Genomic DNA, 20272 nt, shown 5'->3' with positions numbered 1-20272 from the left:
CCTGTGTGCGGTGAAAATTTAGATGGTTCAAAAAAATATTGGGTTTTATTAATTATTTTAATTATTGGTATTGGTTTAGCATCAAAGTATTTGTCTTAACCTTAGTTATATTATCCACACATGTGAATGAATAATACTGTGGTATTGATTATTAGTCTTTTACTTAAAAGTTATGTGACTTTCGAAATTAATGCGATCTGGAAAAGTTCAATTGTGGTTTTTGATAAATGCCAACAAATTGTATTTAGCTAAAGTTTTTTCGCTTATAGGTGACTTACAATCTAATCATAGTTTTACACGCATAACTTCTATTCACTAAACAGGCTTTTTTCGAACACTTGCGCAGCATGCGAGGACGGTCTGTCTTTATAATGCAGTTGATAAAGCGGCCGAGAGAGTTGCTCGTTATTTTTTTGGCTCAGGCGTGTTAATTTACCTAGCTGCACTAAGTCTTCTGTGACTACGTTTGGCAATAAAGCGACCCCCATACCTTGAGCGACGGCCCTAGCTATGGCTTCGTTGCTGCCTAATTGCATACTTTGCTCTGCTTGTACGCCATGCTCTGCTAATAACTTTACAGACATTTCTAACGTGCCCGAGCCTGGCTCGCGCAGTAGCCAAAACTGCTCGTTTAACCATGCTTTTAAGTCTTTAGTGGGCTTAAAGTTGCTCGGTATAACCACACTCATTAAATCGTTTTGCCAGTGCTTACTTATTATATGTTGCTCGGTAGGTGTGCCTTCAACAAGGGCTAAATCTATAGTGCATTCTAGCAATGCGTGCTCAATTTGAGCGGTATTAGCCACTTGTACTTCTACTTTTATGTGTGGGTACTGCGCACAAAATTTGGCTAAATAAGGCGGTAGCCAATAGCTGGCAATGGTGGTGCTGGTGCCTATAACTAATGTCCCGCGTTTGAGCCCCGTGCGCGATTTTATATCGTCTAGGGCGGCTTTTTCGATAGCAAAAATACTACGGGCGTGATCATACAAGGCTTGGCCGCCTTAGCTTAAGGTGAGCTTTTTACCCTTAGATGCACGTTCAATAAGTTGAATATTTAACTGATGCTCTAGCTCTTTTAGCGCTTTAGAAACAGCGGGCTGGCTTATAAAAAGCGCTTCGGCTGCGCCTGAAAAGCTACCCAATTTAGCCACTGTATAAAACACCCTAAGTGCATGTAAGTTCATTGAACAACCTTAAATTGTATAACCTTAAGTTATCAAATCATGATTTTAATATATTGGAGTTATATTTTGACCTTTCTTACAATTAAGTCAACACATCAACATGGTTTAAGTGAGGGAATATTATGCTTAGCGCTATTAAAAATAGTTTTCAGCCTCTAGGTATTAATACTAAGCAATACGGCGATACGCGCTGGTGGTTAGGCATGCTGCTGGTGATTGTGTTAGCGGGGGCATCTGTTGCATTAAGTAAGTTACCTATAATGCAAAGTGCGCAATTTAGCTCACTCACTATTGGCATTGTGCTTGGTATTGTTGTGGGCAACAGCGTGTTTTCGCGCATTGCTACGCGTACCGATGCAGGCGTTGATTTCGCCAAAAGTATATTACTTAAAGCGGGCGTTATTTTATTTGGGTTTAGAATTACTTTTGCGCAAGTAGCGGGCGTGGGTTGGCATGGCCTATTAACCGATGTGGTAATGCTGTTAGGTACATTTATTTTGGCAGTGCAGCTAGGCAAGCGCGTTTTTAAGCTTGATGAACAAACAACCATACTAATAGGTGCGGGTAGCTCTATTTGTGGCGCCGCAGCGGTAATGGCAACCGAGCCAGTTATAAAAGCACAAGCGCATAAAGTATCTGTAGCAGTGGCAACGGTTGTGGTGTTTGGCACGTTAAGTATGTTTGCCTACCCAATACTGTTTGAGTACATGGGGCTGAGTGAACACGCATACGGTATTTTTGTGGGTTCAACTATTCACGAAGTCGCGCAAGTGGTTGCAGCGGGCACAGCGGTAAGTGCCAATGCAGCCGACACCGCCGTGATAGAAAAAATGCTACGCGTAATGATGCTTGCGCCATTTTTAGTAGGCTTATCGTTTTGGCAAAGTAAAAAGCATGCACACATAAACGCACAGGGCGGCGAGCAAAACTCGGGTATTACAATCCCTTGGTTTGCGGTTTTGTTTATAGTGGCAAGCGGGATACATTCGTTATCGGTTATCCCTCAAGGTGCTACAAACGCCATTGTATGGTTTGACAATATACTACTTACCATTGCCATGGTCGCACTTGGGCTGCGTACACATGTTGGCGCTATTCGCCAAGCCGGTATAAAACCGCTGTTATTAGCTGGCTGTTTATTTTTGTTTTTAACCTTAGGTGGCTTTTCCATTAATGTAGGCATTGCTCAGCTGTTTTAAATATAACTAGGTGGAGGTAGATTGGCTTAAATAGGCCAATCTACTTCGTTTAAGTGATCGAGCTGTGCATCTGGGCTTTGATTGCCTCCCCATTTTTTGGTGTAAATGGATTTAGGGTCAAACTGCTGTGTTTGCTTTTCAATATTGAAGTGCCGCCCGCCACGTGGGTCAACGCCTACTCCCGCTATGTACTGCCAGTTGCCCCAATTGGCTGCTACGTCATGATCAATTAGCTGCTGCTCAAAATAAGCTGCGCCGTAACGCCAATCAAGGCCTAACTCGTTTACTAAACAGCTTGCCACAATTTGCCTTGAGCGGTTTGTTATAAAACCGGTGGCATTGAGCTCTTTCATGATGGCATTAACCAAGGGGTAAGGCGTTGTGCCTTGGCACCAAGCAGCAAAACGATTTGGCATAAACGTAGTAAGTGGCTTAGTTTGCTTTTGCCCCTTAAAACTAAACAAGCTGCTTTGTACATTTAGCGCGTGCCATTTAAAGTATTCGCGCCACAGTAGTTCAAACTTAATCCAATAGGTTGAATCGTTAGCGGTATATGTTTGTTCGTATTGCTCAACCGCATTGTATATTTGTTTTGCGCTAATACACCCAAAAGCAAGCCATGGGCTAAATTTAGTGGTGTTGTCAAAGCCGTCAAGCGCGTTGCGAGTTATTTTGTACGTGCTGGGTAATTCGCCTGCAAAGTATTGTTCACAGTGTTTTTGTGCGCTTGTTAAGCCACCATGCATTGAGTTGTTAATTGTTTTTGGCAACTCAATTGGGTTTTTAGCGCACAGCGTAATAGGTTTAGGCAATAGCTCGGTTGTAATGTGCGACAGTGTGATTGGTATGTTGGCAGCTTCAACCTTCTTTTTAAATGGGGTAAAGCTTTTGGGTAAATCTGTTAAGTTAAATGGCAGGTCGTTTTGCTGATACAAGGTATCCTGCAGGGTACCGGTAAACTGGACTTCAGGACAATGAGCTTTTAATAAATTAATTTCGCGTTGTTCGTACACACCAAATTGCTCACTGTAAACCACTTCATCAATGTGTTGCTCTTTAATACGTTGCTTTAAAACACTAACTGGTTCGCCTTCTAGCACGTGCAGAGTTTGGCCACGCGCAATTAATGCTTGCTGTAACTCATAAAGGCTTTGCATTAAAAAGGTGTACTTGTTTTCACCATACTGCTTTTGCTGATAATTTGTGTTTTTAAACCAGTTGGGGTTAATTACAAACACCACGTCTAGTGCGCATTGCTGTAGTGCAAGTTTGCTAAAAATTGGGTTGTCGTTTAGGCGTAAATCGTTTTGTAGCCAATATAAAATGCGTTTTCTCATACTTTTACTCTGGTTTTGTAGATGTTGTATTTACGAAACAAAGGTAGCTGAGGATTAGTTAATCGTGTTTTTAATCGAGTAAATTTATCAATACGTGCAAGGTTGCGATTTGAGAAGAGGCGATAGAGTAACCGCCTCTTATTTTATTGAAGTATGGTTTTACTTTGTCTTTTTTTGTTTTGCTATCCAATCGTTTATTACATCTTCAAGTACAGCCATTGGCAGGGAGCCTTGACCTATAACTGTGTCGTGAAAGCTGCGTATATCAAATTGTGGGCCTAGTTCTTTTTCGGCTTTTGCACGTAGCTCTCGTATTTTTATTTCGCCCATTTTGTACGAAAGTGCTTGGCCTGGCCATGAAATATAGCGGTCTATTTGATCTTCCACGGCGCTTTGTGGCAACGCGGTGTGGCTTGCTAGGTAGTCGATTGCTTTTTGGCGGCTCCAGCCGAACGCATGAATACCGGTATCAACCACTAAGCGCACTGCACGCCACATTTCGTAACCTAAACGGCCAAAATCGCTGTACGGGCTTTGATAAAAGCCCGCTTCTTTACCTAAACGTTCTGTATAAAGAGCCCAACCTTCGCCAAATGCAGAGTGGCTGAGTGTGCGTCTAAATTCAGGTACATTTAACTCCATAGCAATGGCGTTTTGTAGGTGGTGCCCTGGTATGGCTTCGTGCAGGCTGAGTGCTTCTAAATTATATAAAGGCTGCAGTTTAGGTGTTGAGGCTAAAAAATAAGTACCTGGTGAGCGGTTATCTGGCGGTGGCATATAAAACGCGCCACGACTTGCTGAGCCTTTAATAGTAAAGGTGTTACGCGGTAAGTGGCCAAAGTAAGTGGGCAATTTGCCATACATTTTTTGCGTGATATAAGCGGTTTTTTCAAGTAGGTCTTGCGCGTCTTTTGCGTAAAATTGCTCATCGGTTGCTAAAAATTCTAAAAACTCACTATAGGTGCCATCAAAGCCTACTTCATCAATAATGGCTTGCATTTGCGCTTTAATACGCGCGACTTCTTTTAGGCCCAGCTCATGTATTTGTTTAGGCGTGGCGTTGGTTGTGGTGTAGTAATTAACGGTGTATTTGTAATAATCAAGCCCGCCTTCAACGCTTGCAATGCCCGGCTGCTCTCTACAGTGTGACATGTAATCATTTTTAAAAAAGTCATAAAAATGCTGATAGGCAGGAATTACTTTTTCTTCAATTAACGCTTGTGCTTTTTGTTTTAAACTCGCTTTTTGCGCTGCACTAAATGTATTAGGCATACGCGTAAAGGGCTCGTAAAGGGCGCTTTTTTCGGGGTTTTTAACTAAATGCGCGCTTATGCTTTGGCTGTAATTTTCAAAGGTTTTACAGTAATGAGTAAAGCCTGTTTTTATACCTTCTTTCATTAAATCAATATTTTGCTGATTAAAGCGTGGGTAGTCGGCAAGGCTGATTAAAAATGCGTTGTAATCATCTGCTGTTAAAAAAGCCATGTTAGCGGGTGCTTCTGCAAAGTAAGTATGCCAGCCACTTAAAAAGTTAACCGGAAAATACTTATCTTGATAAAGGTAGCTTTGCTGCTCGGTTTCGCGCTCATATTTAAATAAGCGATAGTTCATTAGCTGCTCGTTATTGAGCGTTTTTGGGTCAATGTTGGCTAAGCTTTTTAGTACGCTGTTGTTATACGCTTGGCGCTTAGCAATGGCTTGCTCGCTCCAATTTGGTAATGTGCCGTTTGGTTTCCAACCGTCAGGGTCGGTTCGAAAGAATATTTTTTCAGCTTTGGCATTTTGCCAGTGGTTATCAATAATGGTTTTTAAATCGCTGTTGCTGTCGGCAAGGCTTGGTAGCGAAGTGGCTGCTAAGCAAATAGCTAAAATACGTTTTTTAAACATAGTGATCCGTTATTGGCGAGTTAGTCGCGCTTTTTTATTTTAATTTGTGCTTAATATAGTACCAAGTTAACTTAATCAATGCGCTTACTTTTACCCTTATGTATTTATCGGTTGTATTTTAAGATTGAGCAAATTTCACTACATAACTTACAGCAGCTCTAGTTTATTGTTTTATCAGCGTTTAGAATGATTAGAACTTATTATAAAAAATGACTGTCATGTTTAATAAAGTAATCGCCTTGATTGATGAAGCAAACAACCAAGACCCAAATAGTGAGCAATTTAATGGGCAAAGCGTGCCCAAAGAAAGCCTTTATGCTACTCGAATGAGCGACATGCTTAGCCGTTTTAACCCCGATGCTGGCGAGCTTATGCAAATTGCAGTGCGTGGGCAGCATATACAACGTTGGAAGTCGCCGCGTAGTGACTTTGAAATGAACAAGCAAGGTTATCATCAATGGCGCAGTGCACTTTATATATTTCATGCAAGTAGTGTTGTTGCGCTCATGAAGCAAGCTGGTTACGGCGAAGCTGAGCAAAACAGAGTGTACGATGCGGTAGCTAAAAAAAATATTAAACGTAACCCAGACAGCCAATTAGTAGAAGACGTAGCAAGCCTCGTATTTATTGAGCATTACATGTTGGGGTTTGCTAATAGTAAGCCTGATTACGATGAGCAAAAATGGATAGGGATTATTCGCCGTACATGGCAAAAAATGTCAGGTGACGCGCATGAGTTTGTACTTGCAGGTAATATTACATTGCCAGCGCCGCTTGTTGGGCTTATTCATAAAGCGCTTGAGTAAAAGAACATAAATGAAAAGGAATTTTAAATGTATTGCCCTAGAACTAATACGCCACTTGAACCTTTACTCGTTGGCGGCATTACTGTTTTTACGTCAGCGCAAGGCGGCGTGTTTTTTGATAACAGCCAAATTTTTAAGTTTAGCTCGCCTGAGTTAAAGCATGGTCAGGTTTTACTTAAACACTTAAGTAACTATACCGAAAATGAAGGCGATGTTTCAATGCGAGTAAATTGCCCAAAGTGCGCAAGCATAGTGATGATGCGCCGGTATTTTTCACCGCTCAAAGTGGTTGAGATAGACGAGTGCCCGGGTTGTGCAGGAATATGGCTTGATAGTGGTGAGCTTGCAAAAATACACGAAAACCATTTAACACCCAAAGAGCGAAAACTGCTAGCGCACGAAATGTCCACCAATCATGGGTTTATAACTATTAAGCCGCCTGCTTCTAGGTTTATACCAACTAATAAAAATAAAAGTGCGCACGAAACCACGGTTGAGAACTTAGTGCGCTTAGCTTTACTTAGCTTGTAACGTTTAATAATGTATTAAAACAAAAACGGCGTACTAAAAAGTACGCCGTTTTTTGTAATAAATTAACGCTTATGCCGTTTATTTATTACGGTTTTCTTTTGCAAAAGCACGTATTTTACGTTTTTGCGAAAGCGTTACTTTATTAGTACGCCCTGCAAATGGGTTATCACCTTCTCTAAATTCAATTTTGATTGGGGTGCCCATAATTTTAAGTGCTTTACGGTAGTAGTTCATTAGGTAGCGTTTGTAGCTATCTGGTAAATCGTGAACTTGGTTACCGTGAATTACAATACGCGGCGGGTTATAACCACCGGCATGCGCGTATTTAAGCTTAACACGACGACCACGAACAAGTGGCGGCTGGTGATCGGCCTGTGCCATGTCCATAATACGGCGTAGCATTGCAGTACTTATACGTTTAGTTGCTGACTCGTACGCTTCATCAACCGATTCAAATAAGTGGCCAACACCTGTGCCATGAAGTGCTGATATAAAGTGCAAGCGTGCAAAGTCAATAAAGCCTAAACGACGGTCAAGCTCGGTTTTAATACGATCTTTAACGTAGTCATCAAGCCCATCCCATTTGTTCACGGCAATAACCAATGAACGACCTGAGTTAAGCGCAAAACCTAATAAACTTAAGTCTTGATCAGAAATACCATCGCGCGCATCTACAACTAGTAAAACAACATTACAATCTTCAATAGCCTGCAGTGTTTTAATAACTGAAAACTTTTCTACTACGTCGCTTACTTTTTTACGTTTACGTACACCGGCTGTATCGATTAACACGTACTCTTTTTCGTTTCGTGTCATAGGGATATAGATAGAATCGCGCGTTGTACCTGGCATATCGTACACAATTACACGCTCTTCACCGAGTATACGGTTTGTAAGTGTTGACTTACCAACATTAGGACGGCCAATAATAGCAAGCTTTACCGGCTTATCTGCAAATGCTTGGTGGTCGGTATCATCGCCTTCACCTTCTTCGTAAAGGTCTATTAGCTCTTCATCGTCATCGGCAACGTCTTCATCTTGTGCTGCTAGTTCGGCAATCACAGGCTGAAGTGTGTGCTCAAGTAAAAGTGTAATACCACGACCATGCGCTGCTGCTATGTGATGAATTTCACCCAGTGATAGCTGGTAAAATTCAGCACAGTTTGAATCAGCGTCTATGCCATCGGTTTTATTGGCAACAACAAAACATTTTTTGTCTTGCTTGCGAAGATGATTGGCAATAGCTTGGTCGGCAACGGTCATACCTACGCGTGCGTCTACTAAAAACAGTACGATGTCGGCTTCTTCAATAGCAAGTAGCGATTGGTCAGCCATTTCGATCTCGATGCCTTCTTCTGTGCCATCAATACCGCCCGTGTCCACCACGATAAATTCATAGCCATCGTAATTAGCTTGGCCATATTTTCTATCTCGTGTTAAACCTGGAAAATCGGCTACGAGTGCATCACGAGTACGTGTTAAACGGTTAAATAATGTGGATTTGCCCACATTGGGTCGCCCAACTAGAGCGATCACGGGAAGCATAAACTACCTCTTTAAAAAACAACAAAAGGCTTCGCAGAGCGAAGCCTTACAAAAAACCTTTAAGTGTTAGCTAGTTAGTTTGGTATTGTTACCGCACTTACTTCACCGTCACGGGTGTATAATATCAGTTTGTCGTCGGCAACAACAGGTTCAACAAAGAAGCCTGAGCTGTCAAAGTCTTCACGAGATACAAGCTCACCAGTGTCTTTGTTTAGCCAATGTAGGTTACCTTCCTGGTCGCCTAAGGCTAAATAGTTACCTGTAACAGCAGGACCTGTTAAGTACCAACCACGAAGTGCGGGTTGGCTCCAACGTTCAATACCTGAATTTTTATCTAATGCATAAACAACGCCGTTGCTGTCTACTACATAAATACTTTGCGCATCCATCGAAATTTCGCGATAGCTACTGTATTCGCGCTTCCAAACAACATTACCAGAGCGAATATCTACTGCAGCTAAGTTGCCGTTATATGCAATTGCATAAGCGTATGGGCCGCTAATAAGTGGCTGCGTGTCTACATCAACTAGGCGTTCAAATTCTGAGGCACCCTTTGCAGCTGCAATTTCTGCACTCCAAGCTGAGTAACCACTTTCTGAAATTAATACGCTTAATTTACCTGTTTCAAGGCCAACTAAAACACCACCATTGGCAACCGTGGGTGCACTTTGTCCGCGTAATGTAAGCGCAGGCACTTCTTGCTCAAAGCTCCAACGCTCTTCACCAGTATCTGGATGAAGGGCCAGTAATTTACCCGAGCCTAAGTTTACAAATATTAAGCCGTCGCCAGCTGCTGCTTTAGAAAGTGATTCACCAGGTACGTTTTTACGCCATACCTCTTCGCCGGTTTCGCGGTCAAGTGCTACAATAAAGCCATGTTCAGAACCGATATACAGTTTACCATAAGCTTGTAATATACCGCCTGATAATTTTGCTGAACCGTCGTCGCTCCAAGGCCAAAAAGAAGTGTCTTGGCGTACGTCGGTGTCCCACTGTACATTGCCGTTAGTAAGCGATAACGCTTCTACTTGACCTTCGCGGTTAGCAACATAAACAGTGTCTTTGTAAACAGCAGGTGTTAAGCGAGAAAAATAATGCTCTACGCCGCTACCTACAGACTCTTGCCAAACCACATCAGTTTCAAACTGATTGACGATTTCTGGAAGGACTAGTTCGTCTTCTTCATCACTTGATGAACAACCCATTAGCGTTGCCATACATAGGGCAAGGGTTGCGGTCGTTAATTTTTTCATACCTAAAACCTTATGCCGCTGGGCTAGTTACTGCTAGGTCATCTAACTTAACTTGTAAGAGTGGGTTGCCTGTTAACCCACCTGCATCTACCGCGGCTTGGTAAGCAGTACGTGCTTGTTCTTTATTACCTTGCTGAGCGTAAATATCGCCTTTAAGTTCTGCTACGTTTGCATTAAATGCTTCAGGTAATGGTGCATTTAGTGTGTTTAAAGCATCGTCAAAATTAGTTTGTGCAATTTGAATACGCGCTAAACGTGTAATTGCAATTGCTTTTAATTCTGCATTATCAACGTTTGATACAATCCAGCTTAGCTTTTCACTAGCGACATCTAATTTTTGTGCTTCTACCGCATCTTTAGCGGCAACAAAAGCCGCAAGTGCAGCATAGTTTGTGTCTTTATTTTCACTGATAAAAGCATCAGCTGACGATAAAACATCATCGCCTTCAACTAATTTAGTGTAAGAATCTGACGCTTGCTCAGCGGTTGTAATTTGGTTTTGGTTGTAAGCTTTCCAACCGTATAAGCCACCTAAGCCGACAATTACACCAAGTGCCAGTGAAAGACCGTTTTCACGGAAAAAGCGTTTAATTGCTTCTGCTTGTTCTTCTTCTGTTGAATGTATATCCATGATTACCTCTAATATCTGCTTAGCCGTTTATAAGCTCAGCTAGTAGCGCTTTAGCTTGTTCTAATTTTAATGTGACTTGTTCTTTACGCTCGCGTAAATACTTTATGGTCACAACGCCTTGCTCTAATTCATCTTCACCAATAATTACGGCAACAAGTGCATCGCTTTTATCGGCACGTTTTAATTGTTTTTTAAAGTTTCCGCCACCCGCGTGAACCATCACACGAAGGCCAGCCACATCACGGCGTAGTTCTGACGCAATAATTGGGGCTTGAATACTTGCTTTATCGCCCATTGCCGCTAAATATACATCAGCATTACGACGTATGTCACCAACACATTCAAGTGCTTGTAGTAGCAATACTAAGCGCTCTAGGCCCATTGCAAAGCCAACTGCAGGGGTTGCCTTTCCACCAAGTTGCTCTACTAAGCCGTCGTAACGTCCACCTGCACACACAGTGCCTTGCGCGCCAAGACTGTCGGTTACCCATTCAAATACTGTGCGGTTGTAATAGTCTAAACCGCGCACTAATTTTTCGTTAACCGTGTATGAGACGCCAGCTGCGTCTAAACGTTCACATAAATTTTCAAAATGTTCTTTTGATTCAGCATCTAAATGCTCAGACAATTTAGGCGCATCAACTAATATTGCTTGTACGTCAGGGTTTTTGCTATCAAGTACACGTAACGGGTTTGAATACATGCGGCGCTTTGAGTCTTCATCAAGCACGTCGGTATGTTGTTCAAGGTAAGCAACAAGCGCATCTCGGTAATCGGCGCGCGCTTCGTTAGAACCTAAAGAGTTAAGCTCTAATCGTACATGCTCAGTAATACCAAATGCTTCCCACAGCTGTGCTGTTAATAAAATAACTTCAGCATCTATATCGGCTGTGGCAATACCAAAGGTTTCTAAACCAAATTGGTGAAATTGACGATAACGCCCTTTTTGCGGGCGTTCATGGCGAAACATTGGGCCCATGTACCAAAGTCGTTGTTCTTGATTGTACAGTAAGCCATTTTGGTTGCCAGCACGTACACACACTGCGGTGCCTTCTGGGCGAAGTGTTAGTAAGTCGCCATTGCGATCGGCAAAGGTGTACATTTCTTTTTCTACTATATCGGTTACTTCACCAATAGAGCGTTTAAATAGATCGGTTGATTCTACAATAGGAAAACGAATTTCTTGATAACCGAACGATGCTACAGTCTCGCGTAAAATGTTTTCTACTTTCTGCCAAATTTGTGTATCGCCCGGCAGACAATCGTTCATACCGCGAACTGCCTGAATTTGTTTTGCCACTGATAAATCCTAATTACTGTTTATGTGTAATAAAAAAATGCTTACACAACGAGAATGCTTAAAATTGACCCGACATTATATACCCAAACCAACTAAAGATGCGAGCGTCGTTGGAATTAAAAGAAATTACCATTGTTAAAAGTAATACTTTGATATAAAGCCTGATGAAGCGTTGAGCTCTGTATTTTTGAATGCTTGGGTAAATCTATTATAAAGGTCAACGCCAAACACAAATGCTTGGCGGTTTATACGTTATTTATTCGACTATTTTTACATCGATAGGGGTTTGGCTTTGTTTTTTATCTATGAAATCGCGAACGTAGCCCTCTAATTGCTCAACAATATTGTTATTGTCGATACGGGCTTTTTGACGTTCACCATTTATATACAAACCAGAACGGCGATTTGCACCTGCAAGGCCAATATCACTGACGAGTGCTTCACCAGGGCCATTTACTACACAACCAATAACCGATACAGAAACCGGTTCGATTATATCTTCAAGGCGTTCTTCTAATTGGTTCATAGTGCTTACTACATCAAATTCTTGGCGTGAGCAACTAGGGCAGGCAATAAAGTTAATACCACGAGAGCGAATACGCAGTGATTTTAATATATCAAAGCCTACTTTTATTTCTTGTACCGGGTCGGCGGCGAGTGATACACGTAATGTATCGCCTATGCCTTCAGCTAGTAACATGCCTAAGCCAACAGCCGATTTCACTGAACCTGAACGCATGCCGCCAGCTTCAGTGATACCCAAATGCAAAGGTTGGTCTATTTCTTTTGCAAGCAAGCGGTATGCGCCAACAGCTAAAAATACGTCTGATGCTTTTACCGATATTTTAAATTGATCAAAATCAAGGCGACGTAATATATCAACATGGCGCATTGCTGATTCTAATAACGCCTCAGGTGTTGGTTCACCATATTTTTCCTGTAAATCGCGCTCAAGTGAGCCGCCATTAACGCCAATACGAATAGGGATATTGTGCTCTCGAGCTGAATCAACAACAGCTCTAATGCGCTCTTCGCTTCCGATATTACCAGGGTTTATACGTAAGCAATCTACGCCATACTTTGCCACTTTTAGGGCTATGCGGTAATCAAAATGAATGTCGGCAACAAGCGGAATACTTACTTGCTCTTTTATACTTTTAAACGCTTCAGCTGCGTCCATAGTCGGTACCGATACTCGTACTATGTCGGCGCCAGCATCTTGTATGGCTTGAATTTGTGCAACGGTTGCATCAACGTCCATGGTGTCGGTATTAGTCATCGACTGGACGGCAATTGGAGCGCCGTCGCCAATAGGCACATTGCCTACATTAATACGGGTGGATTTTCTGCGTTTAATTGGTGATTCTGAAAACATAGCGACTACTCTGCTAATGGTAATGTAAATTTGGCTAAACGGTTCTTAGGAAAAGCCGAAATATCTATTGGCTCACCGTTTAAGGTAATGTTAACTACATTGTGCTTACCAAGCACAACAGCAAAAGGAGGTGTACCAGAAACAGTCATTCTGTAACCTGCTTTTTTAACGCCAAAGGCTATTTTTTCGCCTTCGCCGTCGTGAATTTCGACCCAGCTTTCGTCATTAAATAGCATTTCTATTGTGCTGATGTCGGCTTTATCGGTATCTGACTCTGAAGTTTGTTCGTTAACTGCTTGTGTTATTTCGTTATTTGTTAAATCTGTACTTTGCTCAACAGGCTCTTGGCGTAACTCATCAACATCGTTTGCTGTTTTCTGCTGTTCAATATTAGTTGATTGAATGGCTTGGCGTTCACTCATTATGGTGTTGCCAATATTTATATTTGTGGTTTGTTCTTCAATTGGGGTGGCGTTTTGCCAAAACCATAAAGCAGACGAGCCAATAACAATGGCTATAATAATGTAAGTTACCAACATTAAACGGCTATCGCTTGCTTCTTTTTCTGTACGACGAGAAAAGCTTTGCATGTTAGCTGGTTTTGCTGGCTCAGGTGGTGCTGGCAACATGGCTAATATAGGTGCGCTATCTACTTTTAATTCACGGCAATAGTTCTTTATATAACCTTTAACAAAAGTAATAGGTCCTAACGCTTGAAAATCGTCATTTTCAAGGTGTTTAATTTGAAACTCAGATAGCTTTAGTGGTTTAGCGATGGTTTCAATGCTTACCTTGGCTTGCTCTCTGTGTGCTTTTAAAATTTGGCCTACTGTAGGCTGCTCGCTTTGCGTATTTTCTTCATTCATAATAGGTATGAGTCTGGATCCACTAGTAAAAGTCTATGTCCTGGTTTTAGCTCTATATCAGGACTTAATTTATTCCATCGCATTAATTCATCAATTAATACTTGCTTCTGGGTAGCAATATCGTAAAGGGAGTCGCCAGATTTAATTTCGTAATAAATATTAGGATCGTTTAAGTAAATTTTGCTGCCATTCATTACCCGATCCGACTCTTTTAGTCCATTCCATTGCAGGAGTTTTTGTAGTTTAACATTGTATCGCACCGAAATGCTAAATAGGTTTTCACCAAACTCAATGATATGAAAAGGCACTCGTAATGTAGCGACTTTAGGATTTAACATAGGTAACGCTGTTTGCTTATTTGATGATAAGTTTGTAAAAGTAACGTCACTACCGCTTTGGTAACCACTCGTTTCAAAAATATCTTCATTTTTAGTGGCTTCGTAAAAAACAACATTTGAGTCGTTACTGGCAGCTGTCGTGTTCGTCGTGACTGCTGGCTGATTTATTTGAGGAGAATTAAAGTTAGCCGTTTTAGGCGCCCCAAAAGAAATAATTTTCACCTCTTCTTTTGGTGCTGCTGTTACTATTTTAGCTGTAACTGTTGAAGCTGCTGTGCTTGAATTAGTAGCTGGCTCTTCAATAACTGACTCAGGCATATTTGTTGTTTTTGGTTGGGCTGTTAATGCAAGTAATACTGCCGACGTATCTGTTGATGGCCCAGTAGGTGTAACTTGCTTTATTTCAACTTGTTCTGGCTGTTCGACAATTGCTGTTGCTGTTGCTTTAGTTGTTTTTTTGGGAGCAATTTGTTGTGGTGCTGAAACTGCAGCAACGGTGTTTTCAATGCTTGTGTTTGTATCATTTCTAGCAATGACTGGATTCGCGTCTTGCGTGTTTTGCTCAGGCTCTGCAGATCTAACTTGCGCTGGTTGTTTAATAACCAGGCTTTTTGTGCTGTCTTGATTAGGCGCTTTTTTTCTGACTATTTTTATTTTTGGTTTTGCACTTATATATGTGCTGTCTGCATCAGCTTTTAACTCATTTAGTTTTGCTTTACGGTATTTTTCACGCAGTATTTCAAATTCGTTAAAACGTGTTCGTTGCTCTCTGATTGCATACGCTTCGTTACTAGTAGAGTAGGTTTGTAAAAGGGTGCTTGCTACTTTTTCGGCTTCTTCTATTCGCCCCATACGATTTTTTACTAAATAGCTAAGCATTAAAGCACGCGACGAAACCCGACCTGTGTCGTCATGTTTTTTAAGAATGTCGTTTGCTTTGTATAAATCACTTTTTGCATAAAACAAAGCCGCTAAACTTATAAGAGTTGAGGTTCGTTGAGAGCTGTGATTAAGCGCTTGCTTGAAGTAAGTTTCTGCGTTTTCAAAATCGTCAAATTCAATAGCGCACAATGCTAGATTTTCGTAGCTCTCGGCAACACGAATATACGTTGGAATTTCAATGGCTTTTAAAAATTGATCAGTGGCGCGGTCGTATTCATCAATACCACATAAAAATACACCGTAGTTGTTGAGCGTATTAGGATCATCAGGCTTTATATCTAATGCTTTTTGATAGGCTCTGTCGGCTAATGGGTTTTCACCTACTTGCTGGTAGTAATAGGCCATAGAGTAATGAACTTCAGGTAAGTTGGGAGCGAATTCAGCAGCGCGTTCTAGGTTGTATTTTGCTTGTGAATTGTTACCTGTTTTTAGGTACTGTAAGGCTAAAGCTATTCGAGTGCGTGCTGCCCCGGCGTTATTGATTTTATTTTTGACAACGGGCTTATTACTGCCGTTATAACTACTTTCGGTAACACAGCCACTTAAAGCCAGTGCCGATAGTGTTATAGCAAGTATAGATCGCATTACCTTATCTCTTTATTTTTGTCCATATTGCCTATATTACCTAAAAGCCCTCATGTTGCATCAATTATTTAATAATAAACGATTTAACAGGAGGGCTTTTAGTAATTTAACTAAATTTAGGCTTGCTGGATGTTAACTGAGATTTTGTTATCGTCACGCATTTTCTTTTTCGCCATACGTTTAGTGCGGTCAACTACATCGCCAGCTAATTGCCCACATGCCGCATCAATATCATCCCCGCGAGTACGACGCACAATACATGTAATGCCAGCAGCTTGTAAAACCTTAGAAAAGCGGTCTATTCGGCTATTGCTCGAGCGTGTGTATTCGTTACCCGGAAATGGATTAAACGGAATAAGGTTTACCTTAGAAGGCGTGCCTTTTAACGTTTTAACTAATTCGTGAGCTTGATCAGTGCTGTCGTTTACGCCGTTAAGCATTACGTATTCAATTGTTACGTCTTTATTGGCTTTAGAGCCATCAATGTAACGACGACATGCCGCTAAAAACTCTTCAATAGGGTACTTTTTATTAATAGGCACTAAAATATCACGCAGTGCGTTATCTGGCGCGTGAAGTGAAATGGCAAGCGCTACGTCAATCTTCTCTTTTAATAAATCAAGTGCCGGTACCACGCCCGATGTACTTAATGTTACGCGGCGCTTAGATAAACCAAAGCCCCAGTCGTCCATCATTAATTCCATAGCAGGTACTACGTTTTTAACGTTAAGCAATGGCTCGCCCATACCCATCATTACTACGTTAGTAACCGGGCGCTTTTCGCTGTTGCCATCAAGGCCAATATCTTTAGCTACACGCCATACTTGGCCAATAATTTCAGACACTTTTAAGTTACGGTTAAAGCCTTGTTGTGCGGTAGAGCAAAACGTACATTCTAAAGCACAGCCAACTTGCGAAGATACACATAACGTTGCACGTTCTTTTTCTGGTATCCACACGGCTTCAACTTCTTGGCCGCCTTCAAGTACTAATGCGTATTTGATTGTGCCGTCGCTCGCTTGTTGGCGAACTGATATTTCAGGGGCGACAATTTCGCATTCAGCTTTGAGCTTTTCTTTAAGTTTTTTATTTACATTGCTCATTTCGTCGAAGTTATCTACGCCAAAATGATAAATCCATTTCATCACCTGATCGCCACGAAACGGCTTTTCACCGAACGATACAAATAGCTCACGCATTGCATCTCGGTTTAAATCTAATAAGTTAATCTTTTTTTGCGCAGTGGTCATGAAACAACCTTAATCAGTAACGGTGGTGATAAAATTTACAAGGGCGAATTGTACACAATTCACTCACTTTAATCATTAAGTAAAACATCAAATATGCCAGTGTAATACTTTAATTAATGACTAAAAAAGGGCTCGAAAGCCCTTTTCATTCTTTGCATCACAGGGTTAACTGTGAAACTCAAATTAACGAGTACGTGGGCAAAGCTCTTCGTCAGCGAAGAAGTACGCGATTTCGCGAGCAGCAGATTCAACAGCGTCAGAACCGTGAACAGCGTTTTCGTCGATGCTGTCAGCGTAGTCTGCACGTAAAGTACCAGCTAGTGCTTCAGCAGGGTTAGTAGCACCCATGATTTCACGGTTTTTAAGAACAGCGTTTTCGCCTTCAAGAACGGTAACCATTACTGGGCCAGAAGTCATGAAAGATACTAAAGCGCCAAAGAAAGGACGCTCGCTGTGCTCAGCGTAGAAGCCTTCAGCTTTCTCTTGTGAAAGGTGAACCATTTTAGCTGCAACGATTTTAAGGCCAGCAGTTTCGAAACGGTTGTAGATAGCGCCGATGTGGTTTTTAGCTACTGCATCAGGTTTTACGATTGAGAAAGTACGCTCTAAAGCCATCTTTATGCTCCAATAATTTATAAGTAAAAGTGTGAATATTAACGGGCGCGAATTATACGCGCTTTAGCTGAAAAATCCTAATTTTATTAAAAACCAGTTCAATTACAATTTTATGATCTTGATCAAGGGGAAATTTTTAGAGCTATTTATACTGCCGCGCTTTGATTTTATATTTAAATTTATGACGCACACAATTGGCTTAATGCCCTTTGTTGTAGGGAGCGCAAATGTCACCTGTTTCTTCAAGCCCTTTTATACCTGAACTATTGTGCCCTGCAGGCAGTTTAAAAAATATGCGTTACGCCTTTGCATATGGGGCCGATGCCGTTTACGCCGGCCAGCCTCGCTACAGTTTGCGTGTGCGTAATAATGAGTTTGACTTGGAGACCTTACAAATAGGTATTAATGAAGCTCACGCATTAAATAAAAAGTTTTATGTGGTATCAAATATTGCCCCGCATAATGCTAAGGTTAAATCGTATTTACGTGATATTGAGCCCGTAATAGCAATGGGGCCCGATGCGCTGATTATGTCCGATCCGGGTTTAATTATGCTTGTTCGTGAAAAGTGGCCAGCCAGGCCTATTCACCTATCGGTGCAAGCAAATGCCGTTAATTACGCTAGTGTGCGGTTTTGGGCAAAACAAGGTATTGAGCGTGTTATTTTATCTCGTGAGCTATCGCTTGAAGAAATAAAGGAAATACGCACACAGTGTCCAGAAACTGAGTTAGAAGTATTTGTGCATGGTGCATTATGTATGGCTTATTCTGGACGATGTTTACTCTCGGGTTATATAAATAAGCGCGATCCAAATCAAGGTACGTGTACGAATGCATGCCGTTGGGAATACGATGTAAAACCTGGGGTTGAAAACGAGACGGGCGAAATGGTGCATAAGTTTGATCCGAAACAGGTAATTCCTACTCTCGGCGAAGGCGCACCAAGCAATGATGTATTTATGCTTGAAGAGCAAGGTCGCCCAGGTGAATACATGCCTGCGTTTGAGGATGAGCATGGCACTTATATTATGAATTCAAAAGATTTGCGTGCCGTGCAGTATGTTGAACAACTTACAAAAATGGGCGTACATAGCTTAAAAATAGAAGGGCGTACTAAATCGTTTTATTACGTTGCGCGCACCGCTCAGGTATACCGTAAAGCAATAGATGATGCGGTTGCGGGTAAACCATTCGATACAAACTTATTTAAGACGCTTGAGAACTTAGCACATAGAGGCTATACCGAAGGTTTTTTAAAGCGCCATGCTCACCAAGAATATCAAAACTACGAATACGGTCATTCTGTGTCTACTAAGCAGCAATTTGTGGGTGAAGTACTAGGGCGCAGCGAAAATGGACTAGTTGAAATAGACGTTAAAAATAAATTTTGTGTTGGGAATTCTTTAGAGCTGATGACACCGCAAGGAAACATTACGTTTGAGCTTGAATACATGCAAAACAAAAAGGGCGAAAGTATTAGCGATGCCAAAGGCTCAGGGCATATTGTAAAAGTTCCGTTAGATGAAGGTATTAATTTAGAGCACGCTATATTGATGCGTAATTTAGATGAGCACCAAGATACACGTAACCCACATAAGCATGCAGTAGCGAATTAACGATTAAACTTAGTAATGAAGGTATCTGTATATCACTGTGAACTTTATTGCTTAAATAAAACGAAAAAGTTTATTCATAATAAAAGCTACTTATTAAAGAAATGAACTAATTTACATGCAGTCTGTTAAATCAAGACTCTTCTTTCTTAGTGTTTATATGAGTTATAACCAGTTTAACCAAAATGATAGTAAGTACAACTGCGGGGAATATCCATACATAATCAGCCATTGTTTTTAACTCCAAAACTTAATTAATGACATTAAGATTAATGTTTTCTTAGTGGTTTGCAATAAAAAGTTAATGGGTGCTCGGTGTATTTTTTAGAGATGAAAAGCGTTAAGTAACTTATAAACTATATAAAGCAAGTGCGATTCAGTATTCGCACTTTATTCAAGGTCAACGAAGGAGGTAATAGTGGCACTACTAATAAATAATAAATGCATTAACTGTGATATGTGCGACCCAGAGTGCCCAAATGAAGCTATATATATGGGGGCTAAAATTTATCAGATAGATTCTGAAAGGTGCACCGAGTGTGTAGGGCATTATGAAAAGCCAACCTGTATAAGTGTATGTCCAATAGATTGCATTAAACCAGATCCAAATTGCCGAGAAACTATAGATGAGTTAGCCGATAAATATATACGTATTAATGGTCAGTAATAGTACCTAACAATTTTACTCATACAGCTATATATAAAAGCAGTTTGTGTGAGTGCTAAAGATGAATAATTATAAGGAGGCTCAAAGTTATTATTTTCGTAAGAGTGAAATTAGTTCAAAGTAAATAACCTCATCCTTTGTATAAACTGATTGAAAGGTCTTTTTATATGCAAATTATACCCCCTCAAACCGCAGTTTGTATATATTTTGTACTAAAACCAAATTCTTTTGAATAAGCGTGAAATAAACGTTGACCATCATTCGAATATCCCTATAATGCGACCCCACTGAGACGGCAGAGCAGGCAACGCTTAGCGAGGCAAGCAAACCACTTAGTGAGTCGAG

At 41.1% G+C, this 20272-nt stretch carries 16 protein-coding genes and 1 pseudogene; 5 read left to right on the top strand and 12 right to left on the bottom strand.

Annotated elements, in window-relative coordinates; genetic code table 11:
* Positions 1 to 308 precede the first annotated feature (308 nt).
* Positions 309 to 1187, bottom strand: a pseudogene (locus tag R0J88_RS18045) (LysR family transcriptional regulator).
* Between the two features lie 122 nt (positions 1188 to 1309).
* Here R0J88_RS18045 and R0J88_RS18040 point away from each other — a divergent pair.
* On the top strand, positions 1310 to 2386 hold the full coding sequence (locus R0J88_RS18040; RefSeq protein ID WP_410900623.1) for a YeiH family protein: 1077 nt from the start codon (positions 1310 to 1312) through the stop codon (positions 2384 to 2386).
* A gap of 26 nt (positions 2387 to 2412) precedes the next feature.
* On the opposite strand, the gene R0J88_RS18035 is transcribed toward R0J88_RS18040, so the two are convergent.
* On the bottom strand, positions 2413 to 3723 hold the full coding sequence (locus R0J88_RS18035; protein ID WP_410900622.1) for a DASH family cryptochrome: 1311 nt from the start codon (positions 3721 to 3723) through the stop codon (positions 2413 to 2415).
* A gap of 159 nt (positions 3724 to 3882) precedes the next feature.
* Entirely contained in the window at positions 3883 to 5610 is a 1728-nt protein-coding gene (locus tag R0J88_RS18030) for a DUF885 domain-containing protein (RefSeq protein WP_410900621.1), read from the bottom strand.
* 218 nt (positions 5611 to 5828) lie between these two features.
* On the opposite strand from R0J88_RS18030, the gene R0J88_RS18025 reads away from it, so the two are divergent.
* Together R0J88_RS18025 and R0J88_RS18020 are read left to right on the top strand one after the other, a co-directional pair.
* Positions 5829 to 6416: a DUF4202 domain-containing protein gene (locus R0J88_RS18025; RefSeq protein WP_410900620.1), complete on the top strand. Its 588-nt coding sequence runs from the start codon at positions 5829 to 5831 to the stop codon at positions 6414 to 6416.
* A gap of 27 nt (positions 6417 to 6443) precedes the next feature.
* Positions 6444 to 6947, top strand: a complete 504-nt coding sequence (locus R0J88_RS18020) for a zf-TFIIB domain-containing protein (protein ID WP_410900619.1) — start codon at positions 6444 to 6446, stop codon at positions 6945 to 6947.
* A gap of 78 nt (positions 6948 to 7025) precedes the next feature.
* Here the strand turns inward: R0J88_RS18020 and der are convergent, their stop codons facing one another.
* The 9 genes from der to ndk all read right to left on the bottom strand — a co-directional run bounded on the left by der (position 7026) and on the right by ndk (position 17647).
* A complete protein-coding gene (der, locus tag R0J88_RS18015) occupies positions 7026 to 8492 on the bottom strand; it encodes a ribosome biogenesis GTPase Der (protein WP_010556037.1) in 1467 nt (488 codons plus the stop codon).
* 74 nt (positions 8493 to 8566) lie between these two features.
* A complete protein-coding gene (bamB, locus tag R0J88_RS18010) occupies positions 8567 to 9745 on the bottom strand; it encodes an outer membrane protein assembly factor BamB (RefSeq protein ID WP_410900618.1) in 1179 nt (392 codons plus the stop codon).
* A 10-nt stretch (positions 9746 to 9755) separates the two neighbouring features.
* Positions 9756 to 10376, bottom strand: a complete 621-nt coding sequence (locus tag R0J88_RS18005; protein ID WP_410900617.1) for a YfgM family protein — start codon at positions 10374 to 10376, stop codon at positions 9756 to 9758.
* Between the two features lie 19 nt (positions 10377 to 10395).
* Entirely contained in the window at positions 10396 to 11676 is a 1281-nt protein-coding gene (gene hisS, locus R0J88_RS18000) for a histidine--tRNA ligase (protein ID WP_410900616.1), read from the bottom strand.
* Positions 11677 to 11932: 256 nt separating this feature from the next.
* Positions 11933 to 13051, bottom strand: coding sequence for a flavodoxin-dependent (E)-4-hydroxy-3-methylbut-2-enyl-diphosphate synthase (ispG, locus tag R0J88_RS17995; protein WP_006793571.1), 1119 nt, complete (start codon positions 13049 to 13051; stop codon positions 11933 to 11935).
* 5 nt (positions 13052 to 13056) lie between these two features.
* Complete coding sequence (locus R0J88_RS17990; RefSeq protein WP_039037221.1) at positions 13057 to 13917, bottom strand: RodZ domain-containing protein; 861 nt, start codon at positions 13915 to 13917, stop codon at positions 13057 to 13059.
* Positions 13914 to 15782, bottom strand: coding sequence for a type IV pilus biogenesis/stability protein PilW (pilW, locus tag R0J88_RS17985; RefSeq protein ID WP_410900615.1), 1869 nt, complete (start codon positions 15780 to 15782; stop codon positions 13914 to 13916). The genes R0J88_RS17990 and pilW overlap by 4 nt, the downstream gene beginning before the upstream one ends.
* Positions 15783 to 15898: 116 nt before the next feature.
* The gene (locus R0J88_RS17980; protein ID WP_006793574.1) at positions 15899 to 17032 is read right to left on the bottom strand and encodes a bifunctional tRNA (adenosine(37)-C2)-methyltransferase TrmG/ribosomal RNA large subunit methyltransferase RlmN; all 1134 of its coding nucleotides are present in this window, start codon (positions 17030 to 17032) and stop codon (positions 15899 to 15901) included.
* Between the two features lie 183 nt (positions 17033 to 17215).
* Positions 17216 to 17647, bottom strand: a complete 432-nt coding sequence (gene ndk, locus R0J88_RS17975; RefSeq protein WP_008111339.1) for a nucleoside-diphosphate kinase — start codon at positions 17645 to 17647, stop codon at positions 17216 to 17218.
* 227 nt (positions 17648 to 17874) lie between these two features.
* On the opposite strand from ndk, the gene yegQ reads away from it, so the two are divergent.
* Positions 17875 to 19263 (top strand): tRNA 5-hydroxyuridine modification protein YegQ, encoded by a 1389-nt coding sequence (gene yegQ, locus R0J88_RS17970; RefSeq protein ID WP_410900614.1) that lies wholly within the window; start codon positions 17875 to 17877, stop codon positions 19261 to 19263.
* A 415-nt stretch (positions 19264 to 19678) separates the two neighbouring features.
* Positions 19679 to 19927 carry a YfhL family 4Fe-4S dicluster ferredoxin gene (locus R0J88_RS17965; RefSeq protein ID WP_410900613.1) on the top strand — a complete coding sequence of 83 codons (249 nt, stop codon included), beginning with the start codon at positions 19679 to 19681 and terminating at the stop codon, positions 19925 to 19927.
* Positions 19928 to 20272 lie beyond the last annotated feature (345 nt).

Source organism: Pseudoalteromonas sp. SIMBA_162 (assembly GCF_046535955.1).
In the GTDB taxonomy this organism is placed as follows: Bacteria; Pseudomonadota; Gammaproteobacteria; order Enterobacterales; family Alteromonadaceae; genus Pseudoalteromonas; species Pseudoalteromonas marina.
The sequence above is the reverse complement of the archived record's forward strand: the minus strand, read 5'-3'. Positions and strand labels throughout refer to the sequence as shown.